The following is a 15,648-nucleotide window of genomic DNA, read 5'->3' on the forward strand; positions in this document are numbered from 1 at the left end:
CCACCGACAACGTCCTCCGGACCACGTTTTCTGCATTCTGTCGGGCCGGTGTGCAGCTCGTCGCTTGCCCGACAGATGCCATCAGGCGCCATGAAAGAATGGGTTTTTTCCATAACAACCCACTCCTTCACGATCCCATGAACCTACCTTCGAGCCCCGGTCTCAAAACCACATTGTCCATTCTCTTTCTGTCGGGTTGCGTGTCGATGCCCACCGCAGTATCTGCCGCTCCCACGGCCAGCATCGATACGGTCGCGGGACGACAGATCGAATCGCTGACCATCAAGAACCCAGATGCCAACGCCCGTATCGTCTTCGAAAACGGATTGCGCGCGACGGTGAATGGATGGGACAAGGTGATCGATTCCCTGGCATCGGATGCATCGATCTACGCTTATAACCGCCCCGGCTATGGCAACAGCCAGGAAACCGACACGTCGCGCGACGGCGGCACGATTGTCGAGGAACTCAGGCAAGCACTGAAGCACAAAGGCATCGCGCCCCCATACATTCTGGTGGGCCACTCGCTGGGCGGCCTGTACATGCAGCTGTTCGCAAAACGCTACCCGAATGAAGTCAGTGGCCTTGTCCTCGTCGATCCATTATTGCCCGGTATCGTCAAGAAGTCGGAGGATTTCCCCTTCTGGACACGCGGCGCCAAGCGATTGTTCTTTTCGAGCACCGTCAACAAGGAGATCGACGCCATTCACCAGACCAGCGAACAAGTGCTTTCGCTTGCCGCGATCGACGACAAGCCGATCGTTATGCTCATCAATAAACCGAAAGGCGCCACCGCGGTCGGTGTCGACTTTGGCGCATTCCACCAAGACCAGAAGACCAGGGACGCCGTGAGCGGGATGTATCCGAAGGCAAAACGGATCATCATCGATTCCGACCACCAGGTGCAACGCCAGAATCCAGCCGAGGTCGTGGACGCGATCAAGACGATCATCGCGAAGCAGACTAAGGCAGATTAATGGTCAGGAGAGTCCTACAGCGCTCCGACTAGTTCTCCTATACAGACACTCACCCATGGGGCGCATGATCGGATTTCTTGTTCAGCAAAGCGGAGGATCGCGATGAAGTCGAAAGAGAAGGTCAAGGGCGGGGACAACCGCGCACGTGGTAGCGCAAAACCGAAGACATTGATGGTTGCCGAGGGCAGCCTGCAGTCGAGGGCGCCTGGCTATGTCATGCCGGGTGGGCTCGACACGCCTTTCCCGAAAGGTAATACCGGATCCATGCAATCCGCATCGACCGGACGCGGCCAGCGCGCCGGCGCCGGTTCGCAGACCGGCGGATGGAGCGCGCGTCAGCAGGCGCAGCGCATGCAGGCGCGCGGCGAGCAGGACCGGCTCGGCGAGTCGCGCCAATCCGGCAACGGCATGGGGCAGTACCAGCAAGGATCGCAGGAGTCGCCGTCCGAGGCAGGCAGCAAGCGCAAGCAGTAAACATCCAGGACGCCGACCATCTACCCGGGCATGCCCGGGTTTTTTATTGCCGCTCTCGAGACCACGGTGCGGCAGGCCACTGCCAGCCAATGGGAATCTGGTGCACAATGCCTCTTACGACATTGTCATTTCACCCATAGGAGCAGCATGAACGAACAGGTCGCACGCAACGTCGTGCTGGTGCGCGCCATCGAATATGCCGACGTCGGCCATACGGTCCTGAGCGACGACGACCGCAAATACGCGACGCGCAGCGCGCGCGAACTGGCCGCCTGGCAGGCAGCCGACAAGCACGTGGCGGCGAACCAGGAGCACTTCCTGCAGCAGCGCGCCGAACAGATACTCAAGCGTCTCGGCGAACGCACGCCGGCCTTCGGCGCCTTCCACCGGCGCGCACCCGGCATGGGCGGCATCTGGCTCGCGCTGCCCTTCCTCGCCTTCATCGTCGGCGCGGCGCTCGACCGCATCGCCAACCCGCACCGCGTCGACCTGCTGTCGGCGCCGCTGCTGGCCATCGTCGCCTGGAACCTGCTCGTCTATCTCGGCCTGCTGGTGTGGGCCATCGTGCCCGCCGCACGCCGGCGCAAGAGCGGCACGCCGCTGCTGCGCCGCCTGAGCGTCGGCAAGGCGGTCGCGCCGCGCAAGCTGCCCACCGCGCTGGCCGAAGGCGTGGCCCATTACCTGGCCGATTGGGCCGTGCTGAGCGAACCGCTCACGCGCGCGCGCCTCGCCCGCACTTTCCACCTGGCGGCGGCCGGCTTCGCGCTCGGCGCCGTGGTGTCGCTGTATGCGCGCGGCCTGCTCACCGAATACGTCACCGGCTGGGAAAGCACCTTCCTCGACGCCCAGCAGGTGCACACCCTGCTGTCATGGCTGTTCACGCCGGCGCTGGCCGTATTCCCTTTCTTGCAGGGCTTTTCGCCCGCCGAGATCGAACAGCTGCGTTTCGGCGGTGCTGCCGGCCTGCCGGTCGGCGAGCGTTGGGTCCACCTGTACGGCGCGACCTTGCTGCTGCTGGTGATCCTGCCGCGCCTGGTGCTGGCCCTGGTCGCCGGCCTGCGCGCGCGTCACCTGAAGCGCAACTTCCCGCTCGATCTCGACCAGCCGTATTACCGCAAACTGGCCGACAGCATCGGCGCCGGCACGCCGGCCGTGCTGCGCGTGATCCCCTACAGCTACACGCTCGACGAGCCGCGCGACCGCGGCCTGTGGGCAATCACCGCCGCGGCCCTGGGCGGGCAGGCGAGGGTGCAACTGCTGCCGTCGATCGGCTATGGCGTCGAATTGAAAGATGCCCTGCGCGAGACGACCTTGAACGAGGCCGGCATCACCGTGACCACGGTGCTGTTCAGCCTTGCCGCCACGCCCGAGAAGGAAAACCACGGCGCGCTGCTCGACTACCTGGTCAAGCGGGTGCCGCGCGGCGTGGCCGTGCTGCTCGACGAATCGCCGCTGCTCGAGCGTATCGGCGAGCAGGTGGGCAGCGAGCGCGTCGCCGAACGCCATGCCTTGTGGCGCCAGTTCTGCAGCTTCCACGGCACGTCTGCCCATGTCGTCAACCTGCTCCAGCCCGACAAGCACCCGCTTGAATTGGGCGCGGGCCTGGCCCTGGCGGAGCTGCGATGATCACGCCCGCAAAAATCCAGTTCGCGCTGGTCTCGCATACCAATAACGGCAAGACCACGCTGGCGCGCACCCTGGTCGGGATGGACGTCGGCGAGATCCGCGACGCCGCCCACGTGACCCAGATCTCGGAAGGCTATCCGCTGCTCGCCACCGAAGAAGGCGACGCGCTGGTACTGTGGGACACGCCCGGCTTCGGCGACTCGGTGCGCCTGCACAAGCGGCTCGCGATGGCCGGCAATCCGATCGGCTGGTTCCTGCGCGAGGTGTTCGACCGCTACCGCGACCGCCCGTTCTGGCTCAGCCAGCAGGCGCTGCGCGCGGCGCGCGAAGAAGCGGACGTCGTGCTGTACCTGGTGAATTCGTCCGAATCGCCGCAGGACGCGGGCTATCTGCCATCCGAGATGAAGATCCTCGAGTGGCTCGGCAAGCCGGTGGTCGTGCTGCTCAACCAGGTCGGCCCACCACGCCCGGCGCACGAGGAACAGGCGGAGCCCAAGCGCTGGAAGCAGCACCTCGCGCAGTATTCGGTGGTGAAAGACGTGCTGCCGCTGGATGCCTTCGCCCGTTGCTGGGTGCACGAACACGTGTTCTACGAATCGGTGGCGGGACTGATCGACGAAGCCAAGCGTCCCGCCTATGCGCGCCTGCTGGCCGCATGGGCCGAGCGCAATCGCGTGCGTTATGCGAGCGCGCTGAACATGAGCGCCGAGCAGATCGCGTCGGCGGCGCGCGACAGCGAGCCGCTGGGCGAAGAGCGCACCGGCATGCTGCGCACTGCCTTGAAGGCGGTCGGTATCGGCAAGGACGAGCAGCGCCGCCAGGACCTCGCGATGGCGGCGCTGGTGCAGCGCCTGAACGACGGCATCAACCATGCGACCGCGCGCATGCTGTCGCTATACCGTATCGATCCCGGCCAGGCAGTGAACGTGAATGCGCGCGTACGCGAGAACTTCGCGGTGCGCGCGCCGGTGGACAAGGCGCAGGCGGGCCTTCTCGGCGCGGTGGTGTCGGGCGCGGCCACCGGCCTGTCGGCGGACGCGATGGCGGGCGGCCTGACCCTCGGCGCCGGCGCGCTGCTCGGAGCGATCGCCGGCGGCATCACGGCGGCTGGCGCCGCCTGGGGCTTCAACCAGGGCACGGACCGCAACCAGGCTAACGTCAAATTCGCCAGTCCCTTCCTGCACACGCTGCTGGCCAGTGCCATCCTGCGCTACCTGGCGGTGGCGCACTTCGGCCGTGGGCGGGGCAATTATGTGGAGAGCGAGGCGCCGCCGTTCTGGCAGGCCGAGGCCGAACAGGCCTTGACCGCCGCTGGTGTCAACGGGGAGCGCCTGTGGCAGTCGGTGCGCGAAGCGCCGGACCTGGGCGCCGCCACGCGGCTGGTCGAGGCGGTGCTGGTGCCGGCGGTGACGGCGACGCTCGGGCGCCTGTATCCCGACGTCGCGCTGCCGGGCGCGCCAGTGCAGGCAACGCCGGCAGCGCCGACCTTGGACAAGGATGCGCTTACTGGAACTGGTACTGCGCGCTGACGCCCATGATCCAGTTGCGGCCAGGCGCGGCTTCGTAGTAGCGGCGGTTGGTGTCGCCCACGATGACGGAACCGACGTAGTCGCGGTCGAACAGGTTGTTCAGGCGCGCGAACTGGCGCAGCTTCCAGCCGCCCAGTTGCTGGCTCGCCTGCACGCGCGCGTTGACGATCGCGTAGCCGGGCGCCGGCGTGGCGCTGTTGGTGTCCTCGGCATACACTTTGCTGTTGGCGACCGTCTCTAGCGCCGCGCCATAGCGGCCGGCCGCTTCCTTCCAGCCGAATTCACCGTAGAAGCTGGTCTTCGGCAGGCCGGGCAGGCGGCAGCCTTTCGGCACCGCGCCGAAGGCCTCGTCATACACCGCGTGCAGCATGCTCAGGGCCAGGCGCGCATTCCAGCTGGCGCCGAGTTCCGCGTCCAACGACAGTTCGCCACCCTGGCGCAGGGTGGCGCTGGCGTTGCGGTAGCTGGTGCGTCCGCCGGATGAGGCGTCGACCACCAGTTCGTCCTTCGTCTTGACCTGGAACACCGCGGCGTTGACGCGCACGCCGCTCGCCACCATCGCTTTCACGCCGGCCTCGAGGTGTGTGCCGATCGCCGGATCGAGCGCGAAATTGAAGCCGCCGCCGGTGCCCGAATAGAACGATTCGTTCATGGTCGGTGTCTCGAAGCCGCGCGCCGCGCTGGCGTACACGTTCAGGCTCGGCGACACTTTATACAGCACGCCAACCAGCGGCGTGGTGTGGCGGAAGTCGGCGCCGCCGCTGTCGTCGCCGTTGGAGAGGAATCGGTCTTCGACGTCGAAGTCCACGCGGCTGTGGCGCACGCCGCCGCTCAACACCCAGCGCTCGCGTTCCCACTCCAGCTGGACATAGGGATCGACGCTGCTCACTTCATTCTGTTCGTCGCGCCGCAGGTTGCCCTTGACGCCGAAGGTGTTGCCGACGAAGTTCTCGAAGCCCTGGCGCGCATCCTTCGAGCGCGCCAGTTCGAGGCCGGCCGTGGCGCGCATGGTGCCGCCCGCGACCTGGCGCACCGCGCGCCAGTTGGCGTCGACGCCGTAGAAATCGCGGTCGAAGTCGATCACGCCGCCCGAGTGGCTGGTCGGCGCCTGGAAGCCGCGCGAGAACGACTGGTACTGGATGACGCGGCGGTTGCCGCCATAGGCCGTCACCTGCAGGCGGTCGTCGCCGAAGCGCTGTTCATACGTGGCGCCGAACTGCTGGTGGTCGATGCTCTTGCGGGTGTCGTAGCGCTCGGCCAGCGTGCGCTGGGGCGTCTGCGTGTCGGTGGTGTCGATCTCGCCAGCGCGCGGGTCGCGCTGGTAGGTGGCCCAGGTCACGCCGAGCGGATCTTGCGTATCGTCCTGGCGCAGGCCACTCGCGGTGAGCACCAGGCGGCTGGTCGACGACGGTTCGACGACCAGCTTGGCGTAGGCCTGCTTGCGCGTCGCGGCGCTGTGGTCGCGGTAGCCATCGGTCTCGAAGCGCGAGGCGTCGAGCAGGTAGCCGATACCGCCGCTGCGGCCCGAGGCATTGGTGTCGAACTTGCGCTGGCCGTAGCTGCCGCCGGTGAAGCTGGCTTCGACCGTGGGCGTGTCGGTCGGCTCGCGCGTGAACAGCTGGACCACGCCGCCGGAGTGGTTGCCATACAGGGCGGACATGGGGCCGCGCAAGACTTCGATGCGTTCGGCGAGGTCGAGGTTGAAGGTCGCGGCCTGGCCCTGGCCATCCGGCATGGTGGCCGGGATGCCATCGGCCACCAGGCGCACGCCGCGCACGCCGAAGGCGGAGCGGGTGCCGAAGCCGCGCGAGGAAATCTGCAGGTCTTGTGCGTAGTTCTCGCGATTGCGCACCACGATGCCTGGCACGGCGACCAGGGCCTCCGAGGCGTTGACGCGCAACTGGGTGTCGCCGATCTGCGCCGCATCGACAACGTCGATCGCGGCGGGCAGGTCGAAACTCGTGTGTTCGGCGCGGGTGCCGCTGACCACGACCACGTTCATCGGGTCGCGGATGTCCTCGGCAAGGGCAGCGAAGGGCCAGCAGGCGCAGACGGCGGCGATCGTCGTACGGCGCAAGACGGTGTGGTTCATTCTTTCTCCAAAGATTGCGTAGCAAGCGCGCTGATAGGAAGCCTTGCTAATCAGCCAATGAATATACCTTGCAATAGAGAATTACGCGCGCACAGGATCAGTCGGGGCAAGCGGCACATTGATGCGGCCGTGTTTCGATAAGGCCTTGCGCACTCCTGTCGAGGTTTGCTATAGTGCGCCTCCGCTTCGGCACCGACCGAAATTGTTAGCGTATTCAAGTGGTTACGAAGGCAAGGTCGGCAGAGAAATCTGAGACGAAGCGAAATGAGGGGTTGACGAAAAACGAAAAACACTTCCGGCGGCGCGCCGCCATCCGCTGCGGCGCGCGCGGCGCGTGCTGCTGGCCGAGGACAATCCGGTCAACGTCGAAGTGGCGCGGGCGATGCTCGAAAGCCTGGGCCTGGAAACCCATTGCGCCAGTAATGGCCAGGAAGCGCTGCATGCGGTGCACGAGGGCGGCTGGGACGCGGTGCTGATGGATTGCCAGATGCCGGTGATGGACGGCTTCGCCGCCACCGGAGAAATACGGCGCCACGAGCGCGAAGCGGGCCGCGCGCGCACCCTGCCGGTGATCGCGATCACGGCCAACGCGCTGCAGGGCGACCGCGAAGCCTGCCTGGCGGCCGGCATGGACGACTACCTGTCGAAGCCCTTCACCCAGCAGCAGCTGGCGAACGTGATCGGACGCTGGGTGGCGTTGCCGGTGCTGGCCGAGCGCCACCATGACGACGTGCCGGAAGCCGCGCCGGCCATGGCGCCGCCCCGGGCGGCCACCATCGCGCCGACACCCGCGCCTGCCCCGCCCCAGGACGATCCGGTCGACCGCGCCGCCCTGCGCAAGATCCGCGCACTGAGCCGCGACGCCGGCGACGTGCTGGTACAGAAAGTCGTCAACGCCTATGTCGGCGACACCCCGCGCCATCTGCAGGCGCTGCGCCAGGCCGTGGATGGGCGCGATGCCGACCAGCTGCGCCGCATCGCCCACAGCCTCAAGTCGGCCAGCGCCAATATCGGCGCGGCGCGCCTGGCCGTGCTGTGCCGCGATCTCGAACAACTCGGCCGCGCCGGCAGCATCGACGGCGCCGCATCCCTGCTGGCCGACATGGAGCGCGAATACCAGTCGGTGCGCCAGTCGCTCCACGCCCTGCTCGAAAAGGAATCCTGACATGCCAGCTTCTCCTTCCACTCCGCGCGGGACGGTGCTCGTCGCCGACGACGATCCCGTCATGCGCCTCCTGATGCTCGAGATGCTGGCCCAGGTCGGCCTGAAAGGCATCGAGGCCGGCGACGGCCAGGAAGCGGCCGACCTGGCGCATGCACGCGTGCCCGACCTGGTCCTGCTCGACGTCGACATGCCGCGCATGGACGGCTTTGCCGCCTGCCGGGCGATCCGCGCCGCGGAACGGGACGGCGCCTGCGTGCCGATCGTCATGGTCACCGGCAGCGACGATGTCGAGGCCGTGACCCAGGCCTACGAGGCCGGCGCCACCGACTTCGTCTCGAAGCCGATCAACTGGCCGATCCTCGGCCACCGCGTGCTGTACGTGCTGCGCGCCAGCGACGCCATTGCCCGCCTGCGCATCGCCGACGCCCAGAACCGCGCGGTGCTCGAAGCGATCCCCGACACCTTCTTTCGCCTCGATGCGGACGGCTTCTATCTCGACTATGAGCCCGGGCATACGCGCGTGCGGCAGGAGCGTCCCGGACAGCTATGCCCCGGACGGCCGGGCGGCGCGCTGGCGGACGGCGCGCGCTACATCGGCAAGCACCTGGGCGACACCCTGCCGCCCGAGATCGCGGCGCGCATGCTGGAACAGATGAAGACCGTGCTCGCCACCCAGCAGGTGCGCTCGGTCGAGTACGAGCTGATCGAGTGCGGCGAGGTCCTGCACTTCGAGGCGCGGCTGGTCGCCACCAGCCCGTCCGAGGTGCTCGGCCTGGTGCGCGACATCAGCGAGCGCAAGCGCGCCGAAGAGCAGATCCGGCGCCTGGCCTATTGCGACGGCCTCACCGGCATCCCGAACCGCCAGGCCTTCCTGGAGACGCTCGAACGCGAGCTGCAGCGGGCCAAGGTCGGCAACAAGAAGTTCGCGGTGCTGTTCATGGACCTGGATGCCTTCAAGCGCATCAACGATACGCTCGGCCACAATGCCGGCGACCAGCTGCTCAAGATGGTGTCGGAGCGCCTGCGCGAGACTACCCGGCCCAGCGACCTGGTGTCGCGCGGCGACGGTGTCGACCAGCGCGCCAACAATGCCGCCAACCTGGCGCGCCTGGGCGGCGACGAATTCACCATCCTGATCCCCGACCTCGAGCGGGTCGAGCATGCGCTGAACGTCGCAACCCGGGTCAAGGAAGCGATGCGGCGCCCCTTCGTCATCGAGGGCAACGAGATTTTCGTCACCGCCAGCATCGGCATCTCGCTATTCCCCGAGGACGGCGACGACTGCGGCTCGCTGCTCAAATTCGCCGACACCGCCATGTACCACGCCAAGAACTGCGGCAAGAACAACGCCAAGCTGTACAGCTCTTCGCTGACCATGCAGATCATGAGCCACGTGAAGCTCGAGGTGGGCTTGCGGCGCGCGCTGCAGAACGACGAGCTGTACCTGGTCTACCAGCCGCAGCGCGACGTCGCCACCACCGAGATCGTGGGCGTCGAGGCGCTGGTGCGCTGGCGCCATCCCGAGCGCGGGCTGGTGCCGCCGACCGAATTCATCCCGCTGGCCGAGGAGACCGGACTGATCGTGCCGATCGGCGAATGGGTGCTGCGCACCGCCTGCCGCCAGGCGCGCGCCTGGCAGCGCCTGACGCGGCGCCTGCTGCGCATCGCGGTCAACCTGTCGGCCAAGCAGTTCAAGGACGAGAACCTGTCGCAGATCGTGCTGTCGGCCCTGAACGACACCGGGCTCGAGCCGCGCCTGCTGGAACTGGAGCTGACCGAAGGCACGCTGATGGACGATGCGCGCGCCACCATGGTGACCCTGGAACAGCTGCGCGGGATCGGCGTGCACCTGTCGATCGACGACTTCGGCACCGGCTACTCGTCGATGAATTATCTAAAACGCTTCGACGTGCGGGCGCTGAAGATCGACCGCAGCTTCATCGCCGGCCTGCCGCAGGATTCCGAGAACGCCGCCATCACGCGCGCCATCATCGCCATGGCCCACGGCCTGAAGATGGTGGTGGTGGCCGAGGGCGTCGAAACCAACGAGCAGTTGCAGCTGCTCGAGGAACTGGGATGCGACATGGTGCAAGGCTACTACCTGGGTCATCCCTCGAACGCCGAGCAGATCACCGGGATGCTGCAGCATGCGCAGCAGGCCCTGCCTGCCAAATAGGGCCCGCGGCGTCCACCACGTCGTACCCGCGCAGGCGGGTACCCAAGTGCAGCAGGCCTGCGGCCCAAAAATTGACCTTCGATGACCGCTGGGGCGCGCAGAAGCATGAACATGCTGTGACTTCACTTGGATTCCCGCCTGCGCGGGAACGACGCGCAACCGCAAACGAAAGAAGTTAGCTTGCGTCCATGCTTACGGCACGAAGCGCAGCGTATGCGCGGTCGGCCCCGGCAACAAAGGCGCCGGCTTGCCCTCGACCCAGGCCGCGTGGTCCAGCAGGAAGAACGGCGACAGCGGATGCCCGCTCTGCCCGCCCGGCATATTGTACAAACCTTCTTCCTCGCGCCCCGGCGACACCGTCAGCCGTTCCGACTGGCCGAAGTTCGGCCCCGCCACGCGCGGCATGTGGGCGTCGCCCGCCAGCGGCTGGCGCGGCACGGCCAGCCAGGGACGCAGCGCGGGCACCGCCATGCTGATCGGGTGCGCGATGTCGGCCGTGTTGCGCTGGCCCCAGGTGGCCTCGGCCAGCGGGATGCCCGCATCGTCCAGCGCCGCAATGGCGCGGTCGACCGCCGCCAGCTGCAATTCCCGCCAGGACGCGTGGCCGGCCGGCAGCCAGCCCGCCGGCTGTTCGTCGAGCAGGCGCGCCGCCACCGCCGGCCAGCGCGTGCTGGCCGCGGCCACGCTGGCCCTGGGATCGACCTCCTTCAGGGCCGCGTTGACGCGGCCGTACAGCAGGTCGTGCACGGCCCACATGAAGTCGCGCGCCAGGCGGTAGCCGCTCGATTCCACGCTGGCGCGGCCGCTCCAGCTGGTTTCCAGCAGGCGCCGGAACTCGGCGCGCTGCGGATGGCCGTCGAGCGCGGACGCATCGAGCGCGGCCAGCGCGCGCTGGCGCCACTGGCCGACCAGGATCGCGCGGTCGTCGAGCGCGGCGTCGAAGGCGCGCCGCACGTCGACCTTGCCCTCCATCGCCAATAAACCTTCGTGCAGCTGGCGGTTGCGCATGCCCAGGTCGTAGCCGCCGTCGCCCAGCAGCGCGTGGCCGGCGCCCATCAGCTGGCGGCTGTTGGCGGTCGTGATCTGGCCCTCGCCCGGATTGACGATGCGCGGGTGCTCGGCATATGGCAGCACGCTGCTCCAGGTCGACGCGTCGCCCGTGTGGCGCGGCAGCAGGCCGGCGATGGTCCAGCCGATATTGCCGTGCACGTCACCGGCGACGAAATTCTGGGCCGGAATGCCGTCGCTGGCGGCCGCCGCCAGCGCCTCGTCGACGTTCGCGACCGATTCGAGCTTGAGGTGGTTCATGTTCAGCGCCGCCGGGTCGTGGGCGATCCAGCGCAGCGCATAGCTGCGGCCGGCCACCGTGCGGATCGGTCCGAGCGAGGTCTCGCGCACGACCAGCGGCTCGGCCTCGGCGCCCTTCACGGCGATCGATTCGGTATGGCTGATTGGCGTCTCCCAGCCGCCCGGCAGGCCCACCTGGCCGGGACGCGCCGGGTCGAGACGCAGTTCGACCAGGTCGAGCGAATCGGCATAGCTGTTGGTGAAGGCCCAGGCCACCTGGCCATTGCTGCCGACGATGACCGACGGCGGCGCGCCGGGCAGGCTGACGCCCACCAGGCGGCGCTGGCCGCCGGGCGCACCCGGATCGGGGAAGCGCAGCGCGAGGCGGTACCAGATATTCGGCAGGCGCAGGCCCAGGTGCATGTCGTCGGCCACGATGGCGGCGCCAGTGCTGCTGCGGCTGCCGGCCAGCGCATAATTGTTGCTGCCGACCGAGTCGGTGACGTCCAGGCCGGCCAGCCGGACCGGCGCGCCGGCGTCCAGGGCGGCCGCGCCCCACCAGGCCGGGGCCCGCGCCGGCAGCGGGCCGGGCGCCGGCGCCTTGGCGCCATCGAGGGTGGTGTCGAAGGCGGTGGCCTCGGGCAGCAGGAAGGCCAGTTGCGCCGGGTCGCTGTGCTCGCGCAGCCAGCCGCGCGCCAGTTCGCGCGCCTGTTGGCCGCCCTGCAGGTCGATGTACATGGCCCACACTACCAGCAGCGAATCGGCCGCCGACCAGGGCCGCGGGGCGGCGCCGGTCAGCGCATACTCGAAGGGCCGCGCGCCGAGCGCGTCGAGGCCGGCGTTGACGCCCTGGGCGTAGCGTTCCAGCAGCGCACGCTCGGCGGCCGGCAGGCGCGCCAAGGTCTCCCCGGCGCGGGCCCGGAAGCGATGCAGGCGGTGGCCGCGGTCGGTCGGCAAGGCCTTGGGGCCGAACAGCTCGGCCAGCTCGCCGGCCGCCGTGCGGCGCAGCAAATCCATCTGGAAGAAGCGCTCCTGGCCGTGGACGAAGCCGGTCGCATAGGCCACGTCCTGCCGGCTGGCGCCGCTGATCAGGGGCACGCCGCCGGCATCGCGCTCGACCGTCACCGGGCCCGCCAGGCCGGCCACCCGGCGCTCGCCGTCGAGCTGGGCCAGGCTGGCGCGCAGGAACAGCCAGGCCGCCAGCACGGCCAGCAGTACGAGCGCCAGCAGTGCGCCGGTCCCGCGCAGGGTCCAGGTCTTCCATCGGGATTTGCCCACGGTCTTGCCCATCCAGTGTCTCCTTATTAGGGGGCGTATTCTGCCAGAAAATTGCCAAAAAAACCCTAAAGGCGACAGGGTCGTCCCGCGAAATCTGGCGTGTGCGTTTGATATCGCACACGGCAGGGCTGGCGCTGGTGCTATGCTGGAGTTACGCTGCTCCAGCAGCAAAAGGAGTCATCATGCAAGATACCGTCAATCGGGCAAGAATGCCTGTCATCGTGCGCGTGTCCGCCGCTATCGGGCTGGCCGTGCTGGCCGCTGCCTGTTCCACGCCGCAAGAAAAATCCGCGCGCGCCCAGGCCGAGATGTCACAGCTCATGAATATCTATGGGCCGGCGTGCAGCCAGCTCGGCTATAGCGCGAACACCGATCCGTGGCGCGAGTGCGTGCTGCACCTGGGTACCCGCGAGGAATTGCAGCGCATGGGCAATGGCGCCGGCATGTATGGGGGTTGGGGTCCACGCTACCGCGGTGGCGGCTACTGGGGCCCGTACTGGTAATCCGTCTCAGGCGCTACGCCGGTCGAGCATGGCGCGCGCGATCGTGCCGGCATCGACGTATTCCAGTTCGCCACCCACCGGCACCCCGCGCGCCAGGCGGCTGACCTTCAGGCCGCGCGCCTTGAGCATCTCGCTGATGTAGTGGGCGGTCGCTTCGCCCTCATTGGTGAAATTGGTTGCGAGCACGACTTCGCCGACGACGCCATCGGTGGCGCGGTTGACGAGCTTGTCCAGGGCCAGGTCGCGCGGGCCGATGCCGTCCAGCGGCGACAGGCGGCCCATCAGCACGAAATAGAGGCCGCGCCAGGTGAGCGTCTGCTCGATCATGATCTGGTCGGCCGGGGTTTCGACCACGCACAGCAGGCTGTGGTCGCGCTCCGGGTCGGCGCACAGCTCGCAGATCTCGATGTCCGAAAAGGTATTGCATTTGGCGCAGTGGTGCACCGTGTCGACGGCTTGATAGAGCGCGCGCGACAGTTGCGCGGCGCCTTCGCGGTCATGCTGCAGCAGGTGGAAAGCCATGCGCTGGGCCGACTTGGGGCCCACGCCCGGCAGGCGGCGCAGCGATTCGATGAGAAATTCGAGCGAGGTCGACATGTGGGATGTCTTGCCAGCGTATGCCGGCAAGACCTTTATTCAATGGCTTAGAAAGGCATCTTGAAGCCGGGCGGCAGGCCTGGCATGCCGGCGGTCAGGCCACTCATCTTTTCGGCGGCGGTGGCTTCGGCCTTGCGCACGGCGTCGTTGAACGCGGCCGCGACCAGGTCTTCCAGCATGTCGCGGTCGTCGCCCAGCAGCGATGGATCGATGGTGACGCGCTTGACGTCGTTCTTGCAGGTCATGACGACCTTCACCAGGCCGGCGCCCGACTGGCCTTCGACTTCGATCTGAGCCAGCTGCTCCTGCGCCTTCTTCATATTGTCCTGCATGGCTTGCGCCTGTTTCATCAAGCCTGCGAGCTGGTTTTTCATCATGGTGGTGTTCTCCAAAAGTCGGATGGGTTGTTATTCACGCGGCCTGGTCAGGCGACCTTGACCGAGCCGGGCACGACGAACGCGTCGAAGCGTCGCTCGAGTTCCTGCACGAAGGGATCGGCGGCGACGATGGATTCGGCCAGTCGCTGGCGTTCTTCGCGCGCCGCTTTCTGTTCGGCCCCGGCGGTGTACCACACCGGGCCGATCTCGGACTCCACGCTCACGCGGAAGTCGGGGAAGTGTTCTTGCAGCGCGGCCGCCAGTTTCTCGCTATTGCCGCTGGCGCGCAGCGTGTCGACCGGCACCCGCAATTTGAAGGTGACGGCGCGCTCGTGCACGACGCAGGCGACCAGCTCGGTCTGCAGCGCCAACTGCTGGGCCACGCCACGCAGCGGCAGGCTGCCGGCCAGTTGCGGCCAGTTGCCATCCCAATCGATCTGCGGCACCGGCGTGACGACATAGGCATGCGGCGGCGCGGCCGGCGCGCGCACCTGGGGCGCGGGCGCGACCACGGCCGGCGCCTCGGCGGCGACGGCGGTATCGTCCGAGAATTCGGTGACCCAGGACGGCACATCGTCTTCCATCTGCTGCTGCGGCTGCTGGCGGGCCTGCATTGCCGGTTGCGGCTGGGCCACGGCCTGCGCCTGGCCGCCATCCCATGGCGGTGGCGCGGCTACGGCCCGGGCCTGTGGCGCGGACGGCATGGCGGCCGCCGGACCGGGGGCCGACGGCGCCGAAGGCGGCACAGGCACGGGCGCCGGCGCGCTGGCAGCCGCCGCGGGCAGTTCGGCGCCTGGCCGCTTGGGCGGGGTGCGAATGCCCGTGCTTCATCTGCTGCGTTGCTTCGAATCGTTTTGTTCGTCAACAGCAGAGAAGAGAGAGTATGAAGTGTTTCGCTATCTTCGTCAACCCCTCTTTTTCTTTCGCTTTTCGCTGTCTTGGAGACTGCGTCTGCGTTGGAAGAACGAGACTATAACAAAACGATGACACATCCTGCAAGCCCTTCCTTATGCCTCTTGCATCAGCAACGATAGCCAGCCACTATCAAACTCTTCAATTTAATTCTCTTTGAACTATCAGCGAGAATGATTATCATTTGTCTCTACAGTCATCAAACGAAGTGAAGAGGTAAGGTCATGGTCATCGCAGCGAAGAAAGCTAGCCAGGTCATCACCCACATGGCGATCGCATTCACGATCGCCTACGCCATGACCGGCTCGGTTGTGTTCAGCGGCCTGGCCATCATCATCGAACCAGTGATCAACGTCCTCCTCCTTCCTTTCCATGAGAAAGCCTGGGCTGTCGTTCGTGCACGAGCGAGTTCCGAGCGCGAGCGCTACATGAGGATTGCCGGCGAAAAGCTCAGCCAGACGCTGATGCACATGGGCGTGGCCTTCGCCGTCATCTACGGCGCGACCGGCTCGCTCGCCTTCGGTGGCCTGGCCGCCATCCTGGAGCCTGTGTGTAATGTGCTGCTGCTCCCGATCCATGACCGGTTCTGGGACAAGCTCGCACTGCGCATCAATAATGGAATGCACGCCGCCTGAACCGATCACGCCAGTCGCCC

At 67.2% G+C, this 15,648-nt stretch carries 13 protein-coding genes; 8 read left to right on the plus strand and 5 right to left on the minus strand.

The window, feature by feature from the left end:
* Positions 1-137 precede the first annotated feature (137 nt).
* The 4 genes from Q9246_RS26300 (at position 138) to Q9246_RS26315 (ending at position 4,606) form a co-directional block, all read left to right on the plus strand.
* Positions 138-977, plus strand: a complete 840-nt coding sequence (locus Q9246_RS26300) for an alpha/beta fold hydrolase (protein WP_306394386.1) — start codon at positions 138-140, stop codon at positions 975-977.
* A 102-nt stretch (positions 978-1,079) separates the two neighbouring features.
* Positions 1,080-1,451 carry a hypothetical protein gene (locus Q9246_RS26305; protein WP_306394389.1) on the plus strand — a complete coding sequence of 124 codons (372 nt, stop codon included), beginning with the start codon at positions 1,080-1,082 and terminating at the stop codon, positions 1,449-1,451.
* Between the two features lie 147 nt (positions 1,452-1,598).
* Positions 1,599-3,077: a DUF2868 domain-containing protein gene (locus Q9246_RS26310; RefSeq protein ID WP_306394391.1), complete on the plus strand. Its 1,479-nt coding sequence runs from the start codon at positions 1,599-1,601 to the stop codon at positions 3,075-3,077.
* Positions 3,074-4,606, plus strand: coding sequence for a DUF3482 domain-containing protein (locus Q9246_RS26315; RefSeq protein WP_306394393.1), 1,533 nt, complete (start codon positions 3,074-3,076; stop codon positions 4,604-4,606). The genes Q9246_RS26310 and Q9246_RS26315 overlap by 4 nt, the downstream gene beginning before the upstream one ends.
* Here Q9246_RS26315 and Q9246_RS26320 read toward each other — a convergent pair.
* Positions 4,581-6,698, minus strand: a complete 2,118-nt coding sequence (locus tag Q9246_RS26320) for a TonB-dependent receptor family protein (protein WP_306394395.1) — start codon at positions 6,696-6,698, stop codon at positions 4,581-4,583. The genes Q9246_RS26315 and Q9246_RS26320 overlap by 26 nt on opposite strands.
* A 334-nt stretch (positions 6,699-7,032) precedes the next feature.
* Between Q9246_RS26320 and Q9246_RS26325 the strand changes: the two genes are divergently transcribed.
* The gene (locus Q9246_RS26325) at positions 7,033-7,863 is read left to right on the plus strand and encodes a response regulator (RefSeq protein ID WP_306394397.1); all 831 of its coding nucleotides are present in this window, start codon (positions 7,033-7,035) and stop codon (positions 7,861-7,863) included.
* 1 nt (position 7,864) lies between these two features.
* A complete protein-coding gene (locus Q9246_RS26330) occupies positions 7,865-10,039 on the plus strand; it encodes a putative bifunctional diguanylate cyclase/phosphodiesterase (RefSeq protein ID WP_306394398.1) in 2,175 nt (724 codons plus the stop codon).
* 192 nt (positions 10,040-10,231) lie between these two features.
* Here Q9246_RS26330 and Q9246_RS26335 read toward each other — a convergent pair whose 3' ends face one another.
* The gene (locus Q9246_RS26335; protein ID WP_306394401.1) at positions 10,232-12,616 is read right to left on the minus strand and encodes a penicillin acylase family protein; all 2,385 of its coding nucleotides are present in this window, start codon (positions 12,614-12,616) and stop codon (positions 10,232-10,234) included.
* 170 nt (positions 12,617-12,786) lie between these two features.
* On the opposite strand from Q9246_RS26335, the gene Q9246_RS26340 reads away from it, so the two are divergent.
* Positions 12,787-13,107, plus strand: a complete 321-nt coding sequence (locus Q9246_RS26340) for a hypothetical protein (protein WP_306394402.1) — start codon at positions 12,787-12,789, stop codon at positions 13,105-13,107.
* A 6-nt stretch (positions 13,108-13,113) separates the two neighbouring features.
* Here Q9246_RS26340 and recR read toward each other — a convergent pair whose 3' ends face one another.
* The 3 genes from recR to Q9246_RS26355 are packed head-to-tail and all read right to left on the minus strand — an operon-like array spanning position 13,114 to position 14,785.
* On the minus strand, positions 13,114-13,704 hold the full coding sequence (gene recR / locus Q9246_RS26345; RefSeq protein WP_306394403.1) for a recombination mediator RecR: 591 nt from the start codon (positions 13,702-13,704) through the stop codon (positions 13,114-13,116).
* 47 nt (positions 13,705-13,751) lie between these two features.
* Entirely contained in the window at positions 13,752-14,081 is a 330-nt protein-coding gene (locus tag Q9246_RS26350; protein ID WP_005671283.1) for a YbaB/EbfC family nucleoid-associated protein, read from the minus strand.
* A 47-nt stretch (positions 14,082-14,128) separates the two neighbouring features.
* Entirely contained in the window at positions 14,129-14,785 is a 657-nt protein-coding gene (locus Q9246_RS26355; RefSeq protein WP_306394405.1) for a hypothetical protein, read from the minus strand.
* Between the two features lie 432 nt (positions 14,786-15,217).
* Between Q9246_RS26355 and Q9246_RS26360 the strand changes: the two genes are divergently transcribed.
* Positions 15,218-15,628 (plus strand): DUF2061 domain-containing protein, encoded by a 411-nt coding sequence (locus Q9246_RS26360; RefSeq protein WP_306394407.1) that lies wholly within the window; start codon positions 15,218-15,220, stop codon positions 15,626-15,628.
* Positions 15,629-15,648 lie beyond the last annotated feature (20 nt).

Origin of the sequence: Telluria beijingensis (assembly GCF_030770395.1) — a bacterium.
GTDB classification, from domain to species: Bacteria; Pseudomonadota; Gammaproteobacteria; order Burkholderiales; family Burkholderiaceae_D; genus Telluria; species Telluria beijingensis.

Bases quoted from the DNA above. Each gene is read 5' to 3' on its own strand.
- Q9246_RS26350 (WP_005671283.1), bottom strand. From the start codon at position 14,081: ATGATGAAAAACCAGCTCGCAGGCTTGATGAAACAGGCGCAAGCCATG.
- Q9246_RS26355 (WP_306394405.1), bottom strand. From the start codon at position 14,785: ATGCCGTCCGCGCCACAGGCCCGGGCCGTAGCCGCGCCACCGCCATGG.
- Q9246_RS26310 (WP_306394391.1), top strand. From the start codon at position 1,599: ATGAACGAACAGGTCGCACGCAACGTCGTGCTGGTGCGCGCCATCGAA.
- Q9246_RS26305 (WP_306394389.1), top strand. From the start codon at position 1,080: ATGAAGTCGAAAGAGAAGGTCAAGGGCGGGGACAACCGCGCACGTGGT.
- Q9246_RS26320 (WP_306394395.1), bottom strand. From the start codon at position 6,698: ATGAACCACACCGTCTTGCGCCGTACGACGATCGCCGCCGTCTGCGCC.
- recR (WP_306394403.1), bottom strand. From the start codon at position 13,704: ATGTCGACCTCGCTCGAATTTCTCATCGAATCGCTGCGCCGCCTGCCG.
- Q9246_RS26300 (WP_306394386.1), top strand. From the start codon at position 138: ATGAACCTACCTTCGAGCCCCGGTCTCAAAACCACATTGTCCATTCTC.
- Q9246_RS26335 (WP_306394401.1), bottom strand. From the start codon at position 12,616: ATGGGCAAGACCGTGGGCAAATCCCGATGGAAGACCTGGACCCTGCGC.
- Q9246_RS26340 (WP_306394402.1), top strand. From the start codon at position 12,787: ATGCAAGATACCGTCAATCGGGCAAGAATGCCTGTCATCGTGCGCGTG.
- Q9246_RS26315 (WP_306394393.1), top strand. From the start codon at position 3,074: ATGATCACGCCCGCAAAAATCCAGTTCGCGCTGGTCTCGCATACCAAT.
- Q9246_RS26330 (WP_306394398.1), top strand. From the start codon at position 7,865: ATGCCAGCTTCTCCTTCCACTCCGCGCGGGACGGTGCTCGTCGCCGAC.
- Q9246_RS26360 (WP_306394407.1), top strand. From the start codon at position 15,218: ATGGTCATCGCAGCGAAGAAAGCTAGCCAGGTCATCACCCACATGGCG.